General features: G+C 67.1%; 16 protein-coding genes. 4 read left to right on the top strand and 12 right to left on the bottom strand.

Annotated elements, in window-relative coordinates:
• Nucleotides 1–15 precede the first annotated feature (15 nt).
• Nucleotides 16–1533 (top strand): CoA-acylating methylmalonate-semialdehyde dehydrogenase, encoded by a 1518-nt coding sequence (locus AC0IZS_RS08350; RefSeq protein ID WP_471635202.1) that lies wholly within the window; start codon nt 16–18, stop codon nt 1531–1533.
• A gap of 62 nt (nt 1534–1595) precedes the next feature.
• On the opposite strand, the gene AC0IZS_RS08345 is transcribed toward AC0IZS_RS08350, so the two are convergent.
• The 9 genes from AC0IZS_RS08345 to AC0IZS_RS08305 form a co-directional block, all read right to left on the bottom strand.
• Entirely contained in the window at nt 1596–2162 is a 567-nt protein-coding gene (locus AC0IZS_RS08345) for a pentapeptide repeat-containing protein (protein WP_471635201.1), read from the bottom strand.
• A gap of 16 nt (nt 2163–2178) precedes the next feature.
• Complete coding sequence (locus tag AC0IZS_RS08340; protein WP_471635200.1) at nt 2179–3273, bottom strand: tetratricopeptide repeat protein; 1095 nt, start codon at nt 3271–3273, stop codon at nt 2179–2181.
• Nucleotides 3274–3355: 82 nt separating this feature from the next.
• Nucleotides 3356–5038 carry a DUF4384 domain-containing protein gene (locus AC0IZS_RS08335; RefSeq protein ID WP_471635199.1) on the bottom strand — a complete coding sequence of 561 codons (1683 nt, stop codon included), beginning with the start codon at nt 5036–5038 and terminating at the stop codon, nt 3356–3358.
• A 26-nt stretch (nt 5039–5064) separates the two neighbouring features.
• Nucleotides 5065–5421, bottom strand: a complete 357-nt coding sequence (locus AC0IZS_RS08330; protein ID WP_471635198.1) for a hypothetical protein — start codon at nt 5419–5421, stop codon at nt 5065–5067.
• A 150-nt stretch (nt 5422–5571) separates the two neighbouring features.
• Nucleotides 5572–5868: a hypothetical protein gene (locus AC0IZS_RS08325; RefSeq protein ID WP_200961075.1), complete on the bottom strand. Its 297-nt coding sequence runs from the start codon at nt 5866–5868 to the stop codon at nt 5572–5574.
• Between the two features lie 104 nt (nt 5869–5972).
• The gene (locus tag AC0IZS_RS08320; RefSeq protein ID WP_471635197.1) at nt 5973–6428 is read right to left on the bottom strand and encodes a hypothetical protein; all 456 of its coding nucleotides are present in this window, start codon (nt 6426–6428) and stop codon (nt 5973–5975) included.
• A 456-nt stretch (nt 6429–6884) separates the two neighbouring features.
• Nucleotides 6885–7898, bottom strand: a complete 1014-nt coding sequence (locus AC0IZS_RS08315) for a hypothetical protein (protein ID WP_471635196.1) — start codon at nt 7896–7898, stop codon at nt 6885–6887.
• Nucleotides 7864–8601, bottom strand: coding sequence for an aspartyl/asparaginyl beta-hydroxylase domain-containing protein (locus AC0IZS_RS08310; protein WP_471635195.1), 738 nt, complete (start codon nt 8599–8601; stop codon nt 7864–7866). The genes AC0IZS_RS08315 and AC0IZS_RS08310 overlap by 35 nt, the downstream gene beginning before the upstream one ends.
• A complete protein-coding gene (locus AC0IZS_RS08305; protein ID WP_471635194.1) occupies nt 8598–9077 on the bottom strand; it encodes a GNAT family N-acetyltransferase in 480 nt (159 codons plus the stop codon). The genes AC0IZS_RS08310 and AC0IZS_RS08305 overlap by 4 nt, the downstream gene beginning before the upstream one ends.
• Nucleotides 9078–9541: 464 nt before the next feature.
• Between AC0IZS_RS08305 and AC0IZS_RS08300 the strand changes: the two genes are divergently transcribed.
• The 3 genes from AC0IZS_RS08300 to AC0IZS_RS08290 all read left to right on the top strand — a co-directional run bounded on the left by AC0IZS_RS08300 (nt 9542) and on the right by AC0IZS_RS08290 (nt 12991).
• A complete protein-coding gene (locus AC0IZS_RS08300) occupies nt 9542–11863 on the top strand; it encodes an NADP-dependent malic enzyme (protein WP_007854748.1) in 2322 nt (773 codons plus the stop codon).
• 155 nt (nt 11864–12018) lie between these two features.
• Nucleotides 12019–12429 carry a guanyl-specific ribonuclease gene (locus AC0IZS_RS08295; protein ID WP_007854746.1) on the top strand — a complete coding sequence of 137 codons (411 nt, stop codon included), beginning with the start codon at nt 12019–12021 and terminating at the stop codon, nt 12427–12429.
• 136 nt (nt 12430–12565) lie between these two features.
• A complete protein-coding gene (locus AC0IZS_RS08290) occupies nt 12566–12991 on the top strand; it encodes a barstar family protein (RefSeq protein WP_007854744.1) in 426 nt (141 codons plus the stop codon).
• Nucleotides 12992–13342: 351 nt separating this feature from the next.
• Here AC0IZS_RS08290 and rsmA read toward each other — a convergent pair whose 3' ends face one another.
• The 3 genes from rsmA to AC0IZS_RS08275 all read right to left on the bottom strand — a co-directional run bounded on the left by rsmA (nt 13343) and on the right by AC0IZS_RS08275 (nt 18316).
• Nucleotides 13343–14131 (bottom strand): 16S rRNA (adenine(1518)-N(6)/adenine(1519)-N(6))-dimethyltransferase RsmA, encoded by a 789-nt coding sequence (rsmA, locus tag AC0IZS_RS08285; protein ID WP_471635193.1) that lies wholly within the window; start codon nt 14129–14131, stop codon nt 13343–13345.
• A 358-nt stretch (nt 14132–14489) separates the two neighbouring features.
• Nucleotides 14490–15884, bottom strand: coding sequence for a peptidylprolyl isomerase (locus AC0IZS_RS08280; protein ID WP_471635192.1), 1395 nt, complete (start codon nt 15882–15884; stop codon nt 14490–14492).
• A gap of 11 nt (nt 15885–15895) precedes the next feature.
• Entirely contained in the window at nt 15896–18316 is a 2421-nt protein-coding gene (locus AC0IZS_RS08275) for an LPS-assembly protein LptD (protein WP_471635191.1), read from the bottom strand.
• Between the last annotated feature and the right edge of the window lie 33 nt (nt 18317–18349).

The following is an 18349-nucleotide window of genomic DNA, read 5'->3' as shown; positions in this document are numbered from 1 at the left end:
AGCCATTCCTTTGCCATGAACCACGACAAGAGCGTCACCACCACCGTCGGCCACCTGATCGACGGCCAGATCATTGCCGATACCGAGCGCACGCAGCCGGTCTTCAACCCGGCCACGGGCCAGTCCACCACCAACGTCGCCCTGGCCAGCAAGGCCACGGTGGAGCGCGCCATCGCCTCGGCCGAGGCCGCCTTCCCGGCCTGGCGCAACACGCCGCCGCTCAAGCGTGCCCGCGTCATGGGCAAGCTCAAGGTGCTGCTCGAAGAGAACGCCGACAAGATCGCCGCCATGATCACGGCCGAGCACGGCAAGGTGCTCAGCGATGCGCACGGCGAGCTGCAGCGCGGCATCGAGAACGTGGAGTACGCGAGCTATGCGCCCGAGCTGCTCAAGGGCGAGCACAGCCGCAATGTCGGCCCCGGCATCGACTCGTGGAGCGAGTTCCAGGCGCTGGGTGTGGCGGCGGGCATCACGCCCTTCAACTTCCCGGCCATGGTGCCGCTGTGGATGTGGCCCATGGCCGTCGCCTGCGGCAACACCTTCGTGCTCAAGCCCTCCGAGCGCGATCCGAGCAGCACGCTGTTCATCGCCCAGCTGGCGCTGGAAGCCGGCCTGCCACCGGGCGTGCTCAACGTCGTCAATGGTGACAAGCTGGCCGTGGACACGCTGCTGCAGGACGCGCGCGTCAAGGCCGTGAGCTTCGTCGGCTCCACCCCCATCGCCGAGTACATCTACGCCGAAGGCTGCAAGAACGGCAAGCGCGTGCAGGCCCTGGGCGGCGCCAAGAACCACGCCATCGTGATGCCCGACGCCGACATCGGCAATGCCGTGAGCGCGCTCATGGGCGCGGCCTATGGCAGCTGCGGCGAGCGCTGCATGGCCATCCCGCTGGTGGTGGCCGTGGGTGACGAGGCCGGTGATGCCGTTGTGGCAGGCCTCAAGGTCGAGATCGCCAAGATGAAGGTCGGCCCCGGCACCGACAACGGCAACGACATGGGTCCGCTGGTGACCAAACCCCACTTCGAGAAGGTCAAGTCCTATGTGGACAGCGGCGTGGCCGAGGGTGCCACGCTGGTGGTCGACGGCCGCGGCGTGACGGTGCCCGGCCATGAGGACGGCTACTTCCTGGGTGCCTGCCTGTTCGACAACGTCAAGCCCGGCATGAAGATCTACCAGGAGGAAATCTTCGGCCCCGTGCTCGGCGTGGTGCGCGTGAAGACGCTGCAGGAAGCCATGAAGCTGATCGACGAGCACGAGTACGGCAACGGCACCTGCATCTTCACGCGCGACGGCGAGGCCGCGCGCTACTTCACCGACCACATCCAGGTTGGCATGGTGGGCGTGAACGTGCCCCTGCCCGTGCCGGTGGCCTACCACTCCTTCGGCGGCTGGAAGCGCAGCCTGTTCGGCGACCTGCACGCCTACGGCCCCGATGCCGTGCGCTTCTACACCAAGCGCAAGACCATCACCCAGCGCTGGCCCTCGGCCGGCGTGCGCGAAGGCGCGGTGTTCAGCTTCCCGAGCAGCCGCTGATTCGACGGCGTCCCACAAGACAAACGGCCCCGCGGGGCCGTTTTTTCATGGCCGGGCCCGTGTCAGCAGGCGGCGCGGCAGCGGCGGCCGTCAGTCCAGGTCGCGCCTTCGAGCTGTGCGGCGTCCAGGTCCACATTGACCATCTTCGCGCCCGAGAGGTTGGCGCCGCGCAGGTCGGCCTGCTCCAGGCTCACGTTGACGAACTCGGCGCCGCGCAGGTCGGCGCCCGAGAGGTTGGCGCGCGACAGGTCCACATTGGTGAACTTGCGGCCGGCCAGCTGGGCCCCCGCGAAATTGCGGCCCGAAAGGTCGCTGTTCACGTAGTCACCGCTTTTGCCACCCTTGCCAGCCGGGGCGGGCTTGGTGTTGCCGGAGTTGGTCACCGTGACCGACGAGCCCTGCACCACCACGCGGTTGGCGCCGCCGCCCACCGTGGTCTCCACGCGGGCATTGCCGTCGGTGGCGGTGATCACCTGCTGGCCGTTGACGACCACCGAGGCGTTGTTGTCCCCGGCGATCACCGTGCCGGAGCCGTTGGAGGCGAGGTTGCGCTGGGCATGGGCCAGCGGCATGCAGGCTGCGACGGCCGTGAGGGCGATCAGGGTGGTGGCAAGGGGGTGCTTCTTCATCTCTGGATTTCCTTGGTCATTCGTCAATCGGCAGGCCCTCGGCCGGAGCGCGGGCTGGACTGTAAGGGGAGACAGCGGGTTCGGCGGTAACAGGCGGTGTCCAACGTAAGCTGGTGAGATTCCACAGCGCGTCCTCGCTGCGCCGCGGGCGGTCGGAGAGCATGTCCCGGCCCTCCTTGCCGGCGTCGGTGCGGGCATTGATGCGCGTGGCCAGTTCCTCCATCCAGGCGGCATCCACGCCGCGCGCCGGGTTGTCGCGCGCGGAGCGGCTGAAGACCAGCGCCAGGAATTCGCGCGCGCTGCGCGAACCGCTGTCGGCCGCGCGCCGGTACAGCTGGATGGCCTGGGCGAAGTCACGCTGCACGCCGCCCTTGCCCTGGTGGTAGAGCTGGGCCAATTGCAGGGTGGCGTCGGCGTTGCCGTCGTCCGACAGGGTGCGCAGCCGGGCCAGCGTGGCCGATTCGCTGGAGCGGTTCTGGCGCTCCAGCCGCAGGTAGTTGGCGCGGGCAATGCCGTAGCCCTGGGCCGCGGCCAGCACGTACATCTCGCGTGCCCGCTCCAGGCTGCCATCGAGCTCCCAGGCCACGGCCAGGTCGTTCATGGCCAGGGGGTCGCCGTCCTGGGCGGCCTGCTCCAGCAGGCGGCGGGCGTCGCGCAGCTTGCGCGGGCCGGTGATCTGGCCTTCGAGCAGTGACTCGATGTAGGTGGCGCGCACCAGGCCGGCGGCACGGGCTTTCTGCAGCCATTCACGGGCAGCGGACAGGTCGCGCATGCCGCCGGCATTGTCCACGCCCAACAGGTAGCCGAAGCCGGCCATGCCGCGCACGTCGCCGGCATCGGCGGCGCGACCCCACCAGCGGCGGGCCGTGGCCGCGGCCTGGGGCAGGCCGGGGTTGGCGTGGTAGTACATGCCCACTTGCACCATGGCGTCGGCATCACCGGCGTTGGCCGCCTCGATCAGGCCGTCGAGCACCTGCCCGGTATTGGCCGAGGGCAGGCGCAGCGAACTGCCCGGTGCCTGGGGGGCGCGGGCCGCACCGCCTTGCGGGGCCGATGCCGGTTGCGCCGAGGGCAGCTGGATCACCGCCTGGGCGGCGCCCGCGGCGGCCACGCAGCAGGCGGCCAGGGACCAGCGCAGGGCCGCCCTGCGTGCCCGGTCGGCGGGCGTGCCCGGGGGGGCAGGCGGGCCGTGCTCATTTGGCAGGCCGGTTGGGGTTGCTGCGGACGCGGCCGGCGGCCGGTGCGGGCTCGGGGGCCTGCACGTTCCAGTCGAGCGAGGTGCTCATCACGCCGACGCCGGCCTGCTCGAAGGCGCCCTGCACCTGGGCCAGGCTGGTCACGCTCTTGATCGGCTCCAGGTTGGCACTGGTCAGGGCGGCAGGGACCTGGCCCTTGAGCGGCTGGGCCGTCATGGCGCAGAACATGTTCTCGGTACCGCCGCGCGCCGTCTCGATCAGGAAGGAGTTGGGCTTGCTGATGTCGGGGATCAGCACGCTGGTGCGGCCCTGCACCGTGGCCGAGGGCTGCATCGGGTTCGGGTAGACCTGGCTGATGGAGCCGCCCGCGTCCTGGTAGTAGCAGTACAGGTAGCCGGTGCGCGGCGGCACCACGCGCACCACGATGGATTCGCCGACCTTGAGGTCGCGGTCCTTGCGGCCGACCATGCTCAGGGCAATGCTGCGCGGATCGGGCTCGTTGGCCGGCAGGCCGCTGGGGCGCGCCACCAGCTTGTCGTCGGCGTATTCGGGCTTGCGCAGCTTGCCCTCGGCCGACATGCCCACGAAGCTGCGCATCAGCCGGGTGTAGGTCTCGAAGTTGACCACGCCCACGGGCGTCAGGTCCTGCGAGGCCTGGTACTGGGTGACGGCCTTGCGGAAGGCAGGCGAATCCGTGCCCTCGACCGTGCCGCTCCAGATGCCGTGCGTCTGCAGCACGCGCTGTGCCAGGGTCCAGCGCTCGGCAACGCTGGCCTCGTCGAACCAGGCGCGCATCTGGCGCATGAACTCGGGGTGGTTCTGTTCGTAGTCGATGCAGTCCCAGTACGGCACCTTGGCCCACTTGCCCACCAGCTCGATGGCGGCCAGGTCCACCAGCAGGCGGATGGCGGCACCGGCGCCCTGGTTGTTGTCGGCCGCCACCTCGTACTGCACGCCCACGCGGTAGATGTGCTTGGGCAGGCCAGTGGCCTTGGCACCGATCTCCACCGCCTTGCCGCCGGTGGCGACGATGAGCTCGTTGGCCGATTCGATGCCCGAGTACAGCGTGCGCGTGTTCATGTCCCCCAGGTGCAGGTCCAGCCCCACGGCGCTGCCCAGCACGTCCCAGCTGTAGCCGGTGTCGGTGGCGGCGGTGGAGATGCCCAGGCTCTGGCGCTTGGAGACCACGGTCTTGTCGCCGAAGCTGATGGCGCCCGAGATGTACATCTGCGGCTTGCGCAGCTCCATCTGGTTGTTGTTGAGCAGCAGGCTGGTGAGGGTCTGCACCGTGTCCTGGCGCAGCGCGTCCACCTCGTAGTCCACCACGCGGAAGGCCTGGCTGGTGCGCGACATGCGCGACAGCGCGGTGATCAGCATCTCCTTGGTGCCGGTGCTGAACAGGCCCGAGGGGTCGGGGATGGATTTGACGGCGATCAGCGTGGTGGGCGTGTTCTCGGCGGCCAGCATGCGGTCCATGCAGGCCAGGCCTTCGCGCAGCACGGAGCCGGACTTGCTCGGCGTGACCAGGGGCGCCTGCTCCACGGTGCCCTGTTCGATGATGTTCACGCGGTCGCTCACGCTGGGCTGGATCGCGCAGCCGGACATCAGGAGCGCCAGGGAGGACAGGGCCAGGAGGTGGCGCGGGCGGCGCGGGTGTTGGGTGCTGTTGTTGTTCTTCATGCTCGGAACCGGTGGTGGTGAGGTTGTTATTTGCAGAGATTGATCACGGGGCCCTGCACCACGATGACCTGGTCGTTGTTGGCGGTGCCGAAGCGGTTGCCGATGCCGCTGTCGCCCTCGGGCACCTTGGGCGCGCCGATGTTGGTGGCGCAGCTGCTGCCGCTGGGGCCGGTGACGAGCTTGCGGTCCACCGTGGCCAGCGTGTCCTCGGCATCGATGCGGGTGCGCGAGAGCACGTTGGTGACCTTGGTGCGCGAGGCGGGGTCGAGCCCGCTGCGCCCGGCCGGGGGCTTCTGAACGGGCGTCTGGGCCAGAACGGACGAAGACGCGGCGGCGGCGCAGACGCCGGCCAGGCACAGCGCGGCGAGACGGTGGGGTTTCATGGGTGCTTCTCCTCTTTAGAACCTGTTCAAAGCCTTCTGCCGGATGGATCCACAAAAGGTTTTGGACAGGTACGCCAGGGCGCGCAGCAGCGCTACTGCACGCCTTGTTCTTCTGCCTTGAAGGGTCAGGGCGCAGAACGCGCCGCTGAATTACTTGCCGTCGTTGGAGGCAAGGTTCTGCTCGGCCTTGGAAGCACCGAAGGCCATGTTGGCGACGGCGCCGTTCTTCACGGAAACTTCCTGGTTGTTGTTGCCGCCGATCTTGACGTTGCCCTTGTTGGACGCCAGGTTCTGCTTGGCAGTGGAGGCACCGAAGGCCATGTTGGCCACGGCGCCGTTTTGCACGGTCACCTTCTGGTTGTTATTGCCGCCGATTTTCACTTCTGCGTGGGCAGCGCCAGCGACGAGGACCAGAGCGGAAATAGCCAGTGCGAAAGTCTTTTGCATAATGAACTCCATTGATAACGATAGAAGAAAGGCGCCAAATAGATAATGGCTGCCACGGGGGAATCCGGTTGATTTTCAATAACCGACCGGAGATTTTGGCGAAATTATCTTCCGCCAATATTCACGACACTTTTCACGCCTTTGCCAGTGGCCTGGTTGACGACCGGGCCCTGGACCGATATGACCTGACTGCCCGAGCCGGCACCGGGCCCCGTGCGGGAGGCGATATTCAATTCGCTGTGGGCGCCAAAGGTCGCGGCATTCAGCACGGTGCCGCGCACCACCACCTGCTGCGAATTGCCGCTGATGACCTGAGCGCCCTGGGTGGACGAGATATTCATCACCGCGGTGCCGCCCGTGGCGGCCACATTGACGGCGCCGCCGGACAGCTCGACCGTCTGCTGGTTGCCCGCGCCGTGGGCCCACGCCGGAGCCAGCGCCACCAGGGCCACCCAGGGAAATGGGGAGTTCTTCATTTCAAATTCCAGTCCATGTTCGTCATACCCAATGGGTGGCTTGTCCTGCTGCATCCATGCAATGGATGGATATTCTTGACCCATTACTGCCGTGTCTTTGAACCCCTTGAACCAAGGCTGCCGAGGATCCTTCGAAATATTTCAGACCCAACGGCAGTTTCAATCCGCTTCATGACAGATTCATTAAATTGAAGCGGCTGGAACGTAAGTCGCCCCAATTGCGTAAAACTTCTCAAAATGCCGAATTTCGGTCACTCATATTGAAATATACGCAACCGGAAGCAACAAACCAGGGGGTAAGTTAATGGCCCATGTACTTATGGAAACACCAATGCCAAATGAATACACATGTGACAGGGGCGCTGACGACCCGCGGTAGCGCCTTGCGCGGGGATGTTGTATGCAGATACGGGAGTTGGGCCGGGGTGGCGTCGGCGCTGGCGGTGGCCCTGCTGCCCGTCGCAAGGGTCCGAGGGCCTTCGTCGCTTGCCTGCCGCAGTCCGCCGGCGCAAGAGCTTGCCGGACCGGGCCGGCATGGGTTCAGACGGGGCTTCGCGCGCGCCGCAACTGCTCCAGCCGCTGGTAGAGCCGATGGGCCTCGCCCAGGTGTTCGGGCGTGGGGGGCAGGGGCTTGGCGTGCGTTGGCACCGGGTCGCCTTCGAAGCGGTCGTGCGAGTGCTTGGAGTGAAAACCCGCGCGTGCCTGCAGCGCGGCCAGTTCGGTGGGGCTGCACTCCATGCCCAGGGTGTCCTGCAGCCCCTGCCAGATCACCGTGGGAAGCTGCCCATAGTCCATCAGCACCAGGTCCGATGTGGTCGCCGCCTCGAGCCCGCAGCGGTACAGGCTTTCGAGCACCCGGATGGCATGGCCGTCCAGGTCTCCGGGGGCCAGTTCCGGGGCACCGGGCCGGCGCAGCATGTCCGCCAGCCGCGACAGGTCGATCAAACCCGGCACCATCTGCCGGCCGCGCTGGCGGCGGTGGGAGGCCAGCACTTCGCGGGGTTCGCGGTACAGGAACACGATGGGGGTGCCCGGAAACGCGGCCTGCACGAACGGAATCCAGGGCAGGTGCCAGCAGTCGAACTTGATCACCAGGTGCCGTTCCGCAGGGCTGCGCCGCTGCCCCAGGGCGGCCACCAGCCGCTGCAAGGTCCGGGCGCCGCCGCTGTGCTCCGGGTGCCGATGGTGCAGCCGGAAGAAGGCGTTGAGCGCCGGGGGCTCCGACATCACGATGCACTGCGGCGAGGTGGCCAGCGCCTGCGTGAGCAGCGTGGAGCCGCAGCGCGAGACATGGAAGATGAAGGCCGCGGGGGGCACGCTGTCGGGCAGGTCCTCCAGTGCGGACAGGGGGGTGCTGCAGACCCGGCGGTCCGGCGCTGCCTGCCAGGCCAGGCTGTCATCGAAGAAGGGGGCGGTGAAGCGCTGCTCGCCCATGAAGCGCCACCAGACCGTGGCCGGGTCGTGCTGCAGGCTCACCGGGAACCAGCCGTGCAGCGATTGCCGCTCGGCCGGGCCCACCTCACGGCCGCGCAGCAGTGCCTGTTCTTCGAGCATGGGTTTCCTGCAATCGGGTGGCCAGCTGCGCTGCGCTGGCATGGCCGCCGGCGCGCAGTGCGGCAATGACCTGCAGCACGTTGCCGTCGTGGATGGAGGCATCGCCATAGGGCGGGCCTTCGCGCAGCACCCCGCCGGCGGACAGGAACAGCTGTTCCAGCCACGGGTTGGTGACGCAGTCGATCATCAGGTGGATGCGGGCCCGCGGGCTGCGGTTGTGGGCGCCGTGCAGGCAACTGGCATTGAGGTACCAGGCATCGCCGGCCGAGAAATGGACCTCTTCGCCCTCGATGCGGTAGGTGGCCAGCGGCGAGGTCTGCACGGGAATGTGCAGGCGGGTCAGGCCGTCTTCCAGTGCGCCGCCCTGGTCCCGGTGCTCGTGGATCACCCCTGCGGCCTCCAGCCCCATCAGGCGGATGGAGGTTTTCTCGCATTGGAACTGGTCGATGGCATGCTGGAAGTAGGGGCAGCGCGCGAGGATGGGGGTGTCCTCGAAGCGGCCGCCATGCACCGGCATGATGTGGTCCGCACGGCCATCGACCGAGCGCAAGGGCACGCATCCCCAGCCTTTTTCGTAGGCAGCGGTGTTGAAGTGGCCGATCCATTCCGAAGGGGCCACGCGCTGCAGGTCTTCCTGCAGGCGGGCCAGGTCGAAGGCCATGGGCAGCCTCAGGTAGGGGGTGGGTGCGATGCTGGGGTTCATGCGCGCTCCCCCCGCCAGACCATCTGCGCGTGGGTTCCGTCCTCGGACGTGGTGGCGAATCCCAGCTTGCGGTACAGGCTGTGCGCTGCGTGGTTGCCATGGGCCACGGCCAGGCACAGCGGCAGCCCGTGCGCCAGGGCATGGGCCTGCAGCGCCTCCAGCACGGCGGTGGCGGCGCCCCTGCGGCGGGACTCGGGGACGATGGCGACGTCCACCACACGCAGGTCTTGCGCTGCGGCGTCCACCACCACACGGCCAATGGGCAGGCCTGAGCGCAGCAGGAGCCACTGGCGGGCCTTTGGGAACTGGTGGCGGAACCCGGCTTCCTGCGCGTTCTGCTGCATGGCCAGCAGGGGCAGCAACTGCGCGGGATCCGGCAGGGCCTGCCGCAGGTCCTCACGGGTGGAGCCATACAGCGCCCGCACAAAGGCCTGGTCGGCATCGGTCCGGTCCCGCAGGGCAAAGGGTTCTGGCAATGGGTACACAGTGGTTAACCGGCGGTAAGTTGTGTGGTCAGATCGTGGAAACCTGCCCATTCTGGCAAAGGGAACGGCCTTCCTCCAACGATTGGATCACTCTCCTGCGGATGCAAGCGGTGGGTATCCCGTTCGAAACGCTCAAGGCCGTACTCGGCAGTCGCTGCGTCGCACGCTCCCGGCATGGCCCCGTTCCGCGCCATGGGGCGCTGTTTGGCGAGACGGTGCCGCCCTGCGGGGGAGGGTGCGTCCTGCCTTGTCCCAACGGTGCGCAGGGATTTGGCGCAGCCGCTAGCCTGCCGCTTTCCAACCCGGACAGCAAAACTGTCCCACCCAACTAAGCAGATTCGCTTACTAGGGTTTTTACCGAACGCGGCCTACAATCCCTTCCCCCGGAACGTGTAAGCATGTTCCTACAAGAGCTGACTGACGCCTTGCGCACACCCCAAGCTGGAGACAATTGAATGCCCGAGAACACCACGGCCGAGAACAACAACAACCATCCTGACAAGCGCGCCCAGTTGCGCCGCGCCGCTCTCGAGTACCACGAGTTTCCCAAGCCCGGCAAGATCGCCATCGCGGCGACCAAGCAGATGATCAACCAGCACGACCTCGCGCTGGCTTATTCGCCCGGCGTGGCTGCGCCTTGTGAAGAGATCGTCAAGGACCCCAACGCCGCCTTCAAGTACACCGCGCGCGGCAACCTGGTCGGTGTGGTGACCAACGGCACGGCCGTGCTGGGCCTGGGTGACATCGGCCCGCTGGCGGGCAAGCCCGTCATGGAAGGCAAGGGCGTGCTGTTCAAGAAGTTCTCGGGCATCGACGTGTTCGACATCGAGATCAACGAGAAGGACCCCGAGAAGCTGGTCGAGATCATCGCCAGCCTGGAGCCCACCTTCGGCGGCATCAACCTCGAGGACATCAAGGCGCCCGACTGCTTCTACATCGAGCGCAAGCTGCGCGAGCGCATGAAGATCCCGGTCTTCCACGACGACCAGCATGGCACGGCCATCGTGGTTGGCGCCGCCATCCTCAACGGCCTGAAGGTGGCGGGCAAGAATCCAGAGGACGTCAAGCTCGTGACCTCGGGTGCCGGCGCGGCCGCCCTGGCCTGCCTGGGCCTGCTGGTCAAGCTGGGCATCCGGCGCGAAAACATCTGGGTGACCGACCTGGCCGGCGTGGTCTACGAAGGCCGCACCGAACTCATGGACGAGGACAAGATCCAGTTCGTGCAGAAGACTTCGGCGCGCACGCTCAGCGAAGTGATCGAGGGTGCCGACGTGTTCCTGGGCCTGTCCGCCGGTGGCGTGCTCAAGCAGGACATGGTGCGCAAGATGGCGCCACGTCCGCTGATCTTCGCGCTGGCCAACCCCAACCCCGAGATCCAGCCCGAAGACGTGAAGGCCGTGCGCGACGACGCCATCATGGCCACCGGCCGCACGGACTACCCCAACCAGGTCAACAACGTCCTGTGCTTCCCCTACATCTTCCGCGGGGCGCTGGACAGTGGTGCGACCACCATCACGCTGGAGATGGAGATCGCTGCGGTGCATGCCATCGCCCAACTGGCCCAGGCCGAGCAGAGCGAGGTGGTGGCCGCTGCCTACGTGGGTGAGCAACTGGCCTTCGGCCCCGAGTACCTGATCCCCAAGCCCTTCGATCCGCGGCTGATGATGATGATCGCCCCGGCCGTGGCCCAGGCCGCCGCCGACAGCGGCGTGGCCCTGCGCCCCATCACCGACATGGATGCCTACCGTGACCAGCTGCAAAGCTTCGTCTACGCCTCGGGCACCATGATGAAGCCCATCTTCGCCGCCGCCAAGGCCGCCAGCAAGAAGCGCGTGGCCTATGCCGAAGGCGAGGAAGAGCGCGTGCTGCGCGCCGCCCAGATCGTGGTCGATGAGCGCATCGCACGCCCCACGCTGATCGGCCGCCCCGCCGTGATCGCCGAGCGCATCCAGAAGTTCGGCCTGCGCCTGCGCGAGGGTGTGGACTACGACATCGTCAACGTCGAGCAGGACCACCGCTACCGCGATTTCTGGCAGACCTACCACCGCATGACCGAGCGCAAGGGCGTGACGGTGCAGATCGCCAAGATCGAGATGCGCCGCCGCCTGGCCCTGATCGGCTCCATGCTGCTGCACAAGGGCGAGGTCGATGGCCTGATCGTGGGTACCTGGGGCCACACCGCCCTGCACCTGAACTACATCGACCAGGTGATCGGCAAGCGCGCGGGCGTGTGTACCTATGCCTGCATGAACGGCCTGTTGCTGCCCGACCGCCAGGTGTTCCTGGTGGACACGCACGTCAACTACGATCCCACGGCCGAGCAACTGGCCGAGATCACCGTGATGGCGGCCGAGGAGATGATGCGCTTTGGCATCAAGCCGCGCGCCGCCCTGCTCTCGCACTCCAACTTCGGCAGCAGCAACCAGCCCAGCGCGGTGAAGATGCGCCAGACCCTGGAACTGCTGCGCGTGCAGGCCCCCTGGCTGGAGGTGGATGGCGAGATGCACGGCGACGTGGCCCTGGACGGCAAGGCGCGCGCGGCCATCATGCCGCACAGCGATCTCATCGGCGACGCCAACCTGCTGGTGCTGCCCAATATTGACGCCGCCAATATTTCCTACAACCTGCTCAAGACGGCGGCCGGCGGCAATATCGCGATCGGCCCCGTGCTGCTGGGTGCTGCGCAGCCGGTGCATATCCTGACGGCGAGTGCCACGGTGCGCCGCATCGTCAACATGACAGCCCTCACCGTGGCCGATGCGAACGCATCGCGATAAGCTACCGAACGATAGCAAGCACTAACTTATATTGCTTGCAACACCCCCCAGCGCCTGCCCAATCTTTGTGCAGGCGCTTGCTTTTTGGGGACCATTGAGTCACACTACGGGCTCGAAATTTCGGGTTAACCCGTAGTTTCTGAAAGGTGTTGTTGATGCTGAAGGCTGTAGCCACCCGGGCGCGCAAAGCAGGGTTTTTGTGTGTGGTGGGTGTTGCGTTTGCTCTTTCCCCGATGGTGGGGCAGGCCCGCCAATCCCCCTCCACCCACGGTTCCACCACCCCTATCGCACTGGCCGAGTTGCCGCCCCAGGGGCGTGCAACGTATGCGCTGATCCGTGAAGGAGGCCCGTTTCCGTACGACAAGGACGGATCGGTTTTCGGCAATCGAGAGCGGCTGTTGCCCGCCTACAAGCGCGGCTACTACCGTGAATACACCGTCAGAACACCAGGTTCGCGCGACCGGGGAGCCCGGCGTATCGTGTGTGGCGGCAAGCCCCGGGTACCGGACGCCTGCTACTACACCAGCGACCACTACGCCAGTTTTCGCGAAATCATCGAAAAATGACGCCCGATGCACCACGCAACGGCCGGTTTTCCGGCCGTGAATGGTGCGCGCTCTTGAATCCCCCAACCGGCAGTCGGCCCCCGTGGACTGGCGGATACCCGAAGTTTTTGGACTTTATAAAGAAAGAGTAGCGGAGATGCAGACGCCACTTCGTAAAGACCTGGAAACGCCACTTCGTGGCGTGCGCACCAACATCGTGCAGTCCATCCGCGCCTTCCGCGTGCAGGACCTGCAGGATGCTGCCACTTCCCTGGGCCAACATTTCCTGTACGCCAATCTGGCCCACGCGCAGTCCAAGCAGGACGTGCTGGACCTGATCGCCGGGCAGTTCACCTTTCCGTCGCACTTCGGCAAGAATTTCGACGCGCTGTACGACTGCATGACGGATCCCTTGCACAAATCGGGCCCGCAGCCCGGTTTCATCGTGGTGCTCGAACAGATCCCGGCCACGGGCAAGTTCGACAAGGAAGCGCGTGAGCAACTGCTCGATATCTTCCGCGATGCGGCCGACTACTGGAGCGACCGCAAGATCCCGTTCCGCTGTTTCTATTCTTTTCTGTAGCCCGTTCTGCATCCACCAGCCAAGCAGAACGGGCGAACGAGGCTAACGAAGCACAGACCAAGGTCCAGGGCATCGAGATCCCCGCCGACCCCGCCGAAAAGATGCCCACTGACAAGTTGGTGGACGTGTCCCCCCTGGCGTTGCGCATGAGCAGCCCTTTCAACGCCGGCTACTGGCTCAGCGCGGCATAACTCGGTACATCCCCCTGAGGCGCGTACGCGCCTTCACCCCTTCTCTCGAATTGCTAGCGCAATTCGGGAAGGGGGACGCAGCCAGTGCGGCGGGGCGGCCCTTGCACGGCTGCCCTGGCTTGGGCTGCGCGCGTTCAACCACCGCACGCTTGGTGGAAACTCAGGATTTCTGACTTAGCGTGGCCGCCAGGGCCACGTATTCGTCCACGGGCACTTCCTCGGCGCGGCGCTGGGTATCGAAGGTGCCGGGGTAGGCCTTGGCTTCGAGCCAGCGGCCCAGGGTGTGGCGCAGCAGCTTGCGGCGCTGGCTGAAGGCCACCTGCACCAGTTCTTCCAGCAAGCGCTCGTTCAGGGCGACCGGTGCCTCCCGGGGCACCATGCGCACCACGGCGCTGTCCACGCGTGGGGGCGGGTCGAAGCTCTCGGGCGGCACGAACAGCACGTTCTCCATCGCATAGCGCCATTGCAGCATCACCGACAGGCGGCCATAGTCCGAGGTGGAGGGGTTGGCGACCATGCGGTCGATGACTTCCTTTTGCAGCATGAAATGCTGGTCTTCGATCACCGCCACATGCGCGAGCAGGTGGAACAGGATGGGCGTGGAGATGTTGTAGGGCAGGTTGCCCACCACCCTGAGCTTCAGTGCCGGCTGCTCCACGCGCGCACGCCAGTCCTGGGCGAGCTGCGTGAAATCCACCTTGAGCACGTCCGACTCGATGACTTCGAGCTGTCCATGCAGGCGCAGCCGCAGCGCCAGGTCGCGGTCCAGCTCGATCACCGTCAGACGCCCCAGCCGCTCCACCAGCGGCTGCGTCAGCGCCGCCAGCCCCGGCCCGATCTCCACCATGGGCTGGCCCGCCTGCGGCGCGATGGCATCCACGATGCCATCGATGATGCCCTTGTCGGACAGAAAATGCTGGCCGAAGCGCTTGCGGGGAATGTGTTTCATGTCAATTGCATGTGCGTATGGCCTGCCGGCCCGCGTGGGGAAAGAAGCAAAGTGCCCGGATGCCGGGCCCGTTCGGCGAATGATGCACCATCGGCTGGCGCAGGGCTACTGAGCTGGCGACCCCGAAACCCCACCCTTTGCGGAGCTCACCTGATCGATCACCCGCAGTGCGTGGTGCGAGGGCGGGCCGGCCGCAGCGCCGGGCCGCCCCAAGCAAGGCCAGCCCCCTCGGGGGGCAGCGAACCACACGCAGTGGGGAGCGTGGGGGCCCTCACCTTGCGCCGGGCCGCCCCAAGCAAGGTGCGGCCCCCTCGGGGGGCAGGGAGCGACACGCAGTGCGCGACCGTGGGGGCCATATTTATTGCGGTGGTTCCCGGTACTCGACATAGGCGCGGCCGCGCAACTCCTGCGCCCAGGTGGCGTAGGCTTCCTCGACCTTCTTCTCGCGCACGGCGTCTCGCACCATGTCACGCTGCTCGCGCTGCGTGAGCTTGGCCTCGCGGCGTTCCATGAGCTGGATCAGGTGCACGCCAAAGCGCGAGACCAGGGGTTCGCTGATGTCGCCGGGCTTGAGCGTGCTGAGCGCCTGCTCGAACTCGGGCACATAGCGGCCGGGGCTGGCCCAGCCCAGGTCGCCGCCCTGCTTGGCACTGCCATCCACCGAATGTTCGCGCGCCAGGGCCGCGAAATCGGCCTGCCCGGCCAGGATGCGGCGGCGGTAGTCGGCCAGCCGCGCGGCGGCTGCGGCTTCGGTCAGTTGCGCGCTGGTGCGCAGCAGGATGTGCCGCGTGTGGTTCTGTACCACGGTGGACGGCAGGCCGGCCACATTGCGCTCCACCACCTTCAGGACGTGAAAGCCTGCGGGCGAGCGCACAGGACCGACGATGCCGCCCACGGGTTGGCCCTGCACGGAGTTGACGAACAGGTCGGGATAGCGGTCGGCCGGGCGCAGGCCCAGCAGGCCCCCGGCGCGCTTGCCTTCGGGCGCATCGGAGAACTCGGCCGCCACGGCGGCAAAGTCACTGCCTGCGGCACGTGCCTTGTCGGCCGCGCTTTGCGCGCGGGCCTGCAGCTGCGCTACCTGGGTGGGCGTGGCGTTCTCGGGCACCAGCACCAGCACGTGGCCGAGGTTGATCTCCATGGACGAGGCGTCAGCGCCCGACTGCTGCTCGCGCAGGAACTGGTCGATGTCCTGGTCATTGACCCGGACCTTGGCGTCCACATCGCGCTCGCGCAGGCGCTGTATCAGCAACTGGCTGCGCAGCTCCTCGCGAAAGCGCTCCTTGCTGGTGCCATCGCGGGCCAGGCGCCGGTGCATGTCGTCCAGCGTCATCCCGTTCTGCTGGGCAATGCCTTGCTCGGCCTGGTTGAGGGCGAATTCCTCGACCTTCACGCCGCTTTCTTTGGCCAGCTGCATCTGGGCCTTTTCCAGAATCAGGCGTTCGAGCACCTCGCGCGCCAGCAGGTCGCGCGGGGGGCGGTTGGCGCCCTGCTGCTGCGCCAGCTGCTGCTCGGCCCGGGCCAGGCGCGCGCGCACTTCGTTGTTGGTGACGGGCTCGGAGTTGACCACCGCCACGATGAAGTCGGCCGATTGCGGGCCCTGGTTCGCAGCCGGCACGGGCAGGCTCAGTGCCGGGGCAGCAGCGGCCGGGCGGCCGGTATTGCCCTGGATGCGCAGGCCTTGCGCGAATGCGCCCCCGGAGGCGAGGGCGGCCAGGCAGGCAAGTGCCAGTGCGGAAACACGGTGGTTCATGGCGGTGTCAGTCAGTCGTAGTTGCTGAAGCGGCTGGGCGAGCCAACCTGGTCGCGCAGGTTCTGGTAGCGCGGCACATTCTGCTTGAAGGTGTCGAGGGGGCTGGAGCCCAGGCTGAGGCGGGAGAACCCGACGAACTCGATCTGGAACAACAGGCGGGTGTTGGAGGTGGAGACGCTGTTCTGCAGGCGCTCCAGCACCACGCGGCCGATCCAGCAGCAGCCGTCGTATTCGAGGCCGACCACGCTGTCCACCAGCTTGCGGTCCTGCATGCTGAAGTTCAGGCGGCCGATGGTGTACCAGCGGCCGGGGCCCTGGCCACGGCCGGGTCCCAGGTCCTGGCCCTTGTCACCCCACAGGTCGTTGAGTGGCCACTGCCAGCCGATGTCGATCTGCTCGCTGGTGCCGCGCTGGAAGCGGTAGGCGGCACTCACCGTGCGGTAGTTGCCCGGGCTGTAGCGCGCACCGACGGTCGAACGGATGGAGCGCCGCGTCTTGGGGTTGTACTGCACCGTGGAGTCGTAGGCCCAGTTCTTCGTCCAGTTGATGCCTGCGCCCACCAGGATGTCCGACAGCCGCTCGCTCACCGGGGCGGCACCCGGCAGCGTCACCTGCTGGTCCGAGAAGCGTACGCGCTGCGCCACGCCGAAGCGCGCCGCCTCGGCGCCCGAGTCGGGGTCGATCAGGCGCGTGGTCACGCCCATGGTCAGCAGGTTGTTGTCCGCCAGCCGGTCGTTGCCGCCGAACGAGTTCTCGGTGTAGATCGTGGCGAAGTTGAAGTCGTTGAGCGCCGTGTCGTACAGCGGCAGCTTGCTCTGGTCGCGGTAGGGCGTATAGGTATAGAACGCCCGGGGCTCCAGGGTCTGCAGGAAGGAGCGGCCGAAGAAGCTGGCATCGCGCTCGAACACCAGGCCGCTGTCCAGGCTGAAGGTCGGCAGCGAGCGGTTGGCCGAGCGCGAGCCATCGCTGAGCGGGCCATCGAACTGGTACTGCGTGGTGTGCAGCTGCAGGCGCGGCGTGATGAAGCCGGCTGGCGCAAGGAACGGCCGGCTGATCTGCGCCACCGCAAACGAGCGGTTGGCATCGGGTTGCTTGGTCAGGAAGCGGTCGGCCTGGAAGCGCGTGGTGTCCAGCTCGACGCTGGCGTCGAAGCCGCCGGGCAGCATCGTCGGCTCGTAGCGCCAGACCAGCTGTGGCATGCGGTCATACGGCGGCACGATGGGCGCCGACACGTCCTGTAGCGTTTGCCACTTGAGGGCGCGTGCCCGCACCGACATGTCGCCGGCGCCCCAGGTCAGCGTGGCATCGCCGGGCAAGAGGCGCTGGCGCAGCGGCTCGGAGACCCGGCCGAAGTCGCGCCAGTAGTTGTCGTCGCTCACCCGGTTGAGGTTCAGGCTCAGGTTCAGCCCGCCCACGGGCGAGGCGATCAGGGCGTCGTGCTTGCCCGTGAAGCCCCAGCGGTCGCGGTCGCGCAGGCGGTCCGAGGGCATGTAGTCGCCGCTGATCTCGCCCTTGTAGGTGGGCTCCAGGTAGCGGAACTCGCCACCCAGGTTGGCGCCGCGCTTGGACAGCAGGGCCGCGCGCAGCGTGGCATCGCGGTTCGGGGCGATGTTCCAGTAGTAGGGCTGCGAGTAGGCCACGCCGTCGCGGCTGTCCAGCCCGAAGGAGGGGGGCAGCAGGCCCGACTTGCGCTTGTCGGACAGCGGGAAGGTGATGCGCGGGATTGGTAGCAGCGGGATGCCCTTGAACTCCAGCACCGCGTTCTCGGCCGTGCCCACTTCTTCCTCGCGGTCGATGCGGATGGTCTTGGCGCGCAGCACCCAGTCGGGCTGCCAGGAGGCCTCGTCGCCCTTCTGGCAGGTGGTGTAGGTGGCGTCGTGGACGATGGAGCGCTGGCGGTCGATGAAGTCCACGCGCGTGGCGTCCCCATGGGCCTGGGTGGCCAGGAAGCGGTAGCGCGCGTCGTTGAAGAAGCCCTCGAAGGCCTCCACCCGGAGGTCGAGCGCCGTGCCCTCGTAGACATTGCCGGCGCGGTTGATGCGCACCGAGCCGCGCGCCTTGGCCAGGTCCTCGGGTACGTCGTAGTCCAGGCGGTCGGCGCGGATCACCGTGTCACCCCGGCGCAGCTCGGCGTTGCCCTCGATCGTGGCGTTCAGGTCGGTCTGGCCGCTGATGTGGTCGCCGGTGACGAAGATCGGCAGCTTGGGGCGCACCGCCTCGGGAATGTTTTCCTGCAGCAGCGGCGAGCTGCGCAGGGCGGGCGGCGCGTCCCAGGCACTGGGCGCAGCGGGGCTGCTGTCCTGCGCCAGGGCTGCCAGCGGCAGGCCGCACCAGGCCAGCGCCACGCCATAGGCCAGTGCGCGCGGCACCGGCGGGCGCAGCCGCGCTCCGGGTGCCGTGGCGGGCCGGGTCCGGGAGGAAGGGGTCTGCACGGTGGGGGGCTTGCGGCGTGGCACGTGGGACGG

The organism is Acidovorax sp. AC410, from assembly GCF_979253235.1.
Note: the sequence above shows the minus strand (reverse complement) of the source record. Positions and strands in the feature narration are given on the sequence as shown.

Bases quoted from the DNA above. Each gene is read 5' to 3' on its own strand.
- AC0IZS_RS08300 (WP_007854748.1), top strand. From the start codon at position 9,542: ATGCCCGAGAACACCACGGCCGAGAACAACAACAACCATCCTGACAAG.
- AC0IZS_RS08320 (WP_471635197.1), bottom strand. From the start codon at position 6,428: ATGGGTCAAGAATATCCATCCATTGCATGGATGCAGCAGGACAAGCCA.
- AC0IZS_RS08345 (WP_471635201.1), bottom strand. From the start codon at position 2,162: ATGAAGAAGCACCCCCTTGCCACCACCCTGATCGCCCTCACGGCCGTC.
- AC0IZS_RS08310 (WP_471635195.1), bottom strand. From the start codon at position 8,601: ATGAACCCCAGCATCGCACCCACCCCCTACCTGAGGCTGCCCATGGCC.
- AC0IZS_RS08330 (WP_471635198.1), bottom strand. From the start codon at position 5,421: ATGAAACCCCACCGTCTCGCCGCGCTGTGCCTGGCCGGCGTCTGCGCC.
- AC0IZS_RS08280 (WP_471635192.1), bottom strand. From the start codon at position 15,884: ATGAACCACCGTGTTTCCGCACTGGCACTTGCCTGCCTGGCCGCCCTC.
- AC0IZS_RS08325 (WP_200961075.1), bottom strand. From the start codon at position 5,868: ATGCAAAAGACTTTCGCACTGGCTATTTCCGCTCTGGTCCTCGTCGCT.
- AC0IZS_RS08290 (WP_007854744.1), top strand. From the start codon at position 12,566: ATGCAGACGCCACTTCGTAAAGACCTGGAAACGCCACTTCGTGGCGTG.
- rsmA (WP_471635193.1), bottom strand. From the start codon at position 14,131: ATGAAACACATTCCCCGCAAGCGCTTCGGCCAGCATTTTCTGTCCGAC.
- AC0IZS_RS08350 (WP_471635202.1), top strand. From the start codon at position 16: ATGAACCACGACAAGAGCGTCACCACCACCGTCGGCCACCTGATCGAC.
- AC0IZS_RS08315 (WP_471635196.1), bottom strand. From the start codon at position 7,898: ATGCTCGAAGAACAGGCACTGCTGCGCGGCCGTGAGGTGGGCCCGGCC.
- AC0IZS_RS08335 (WP_471635199.1), bottom strand. From the start codon at position 5,038: ATGAAGAACAACAACAGCACCCAACACCCGCGCCGCCCGCGCCACCTC.
- AC0IZS_RS08295 (WP_007854746.1), top strand. From the start codon at position 12,019: ATGCTGAAGGCTGTAGCCACCCGGGCGCGCAAAGCAGGGTTTTTGTGT.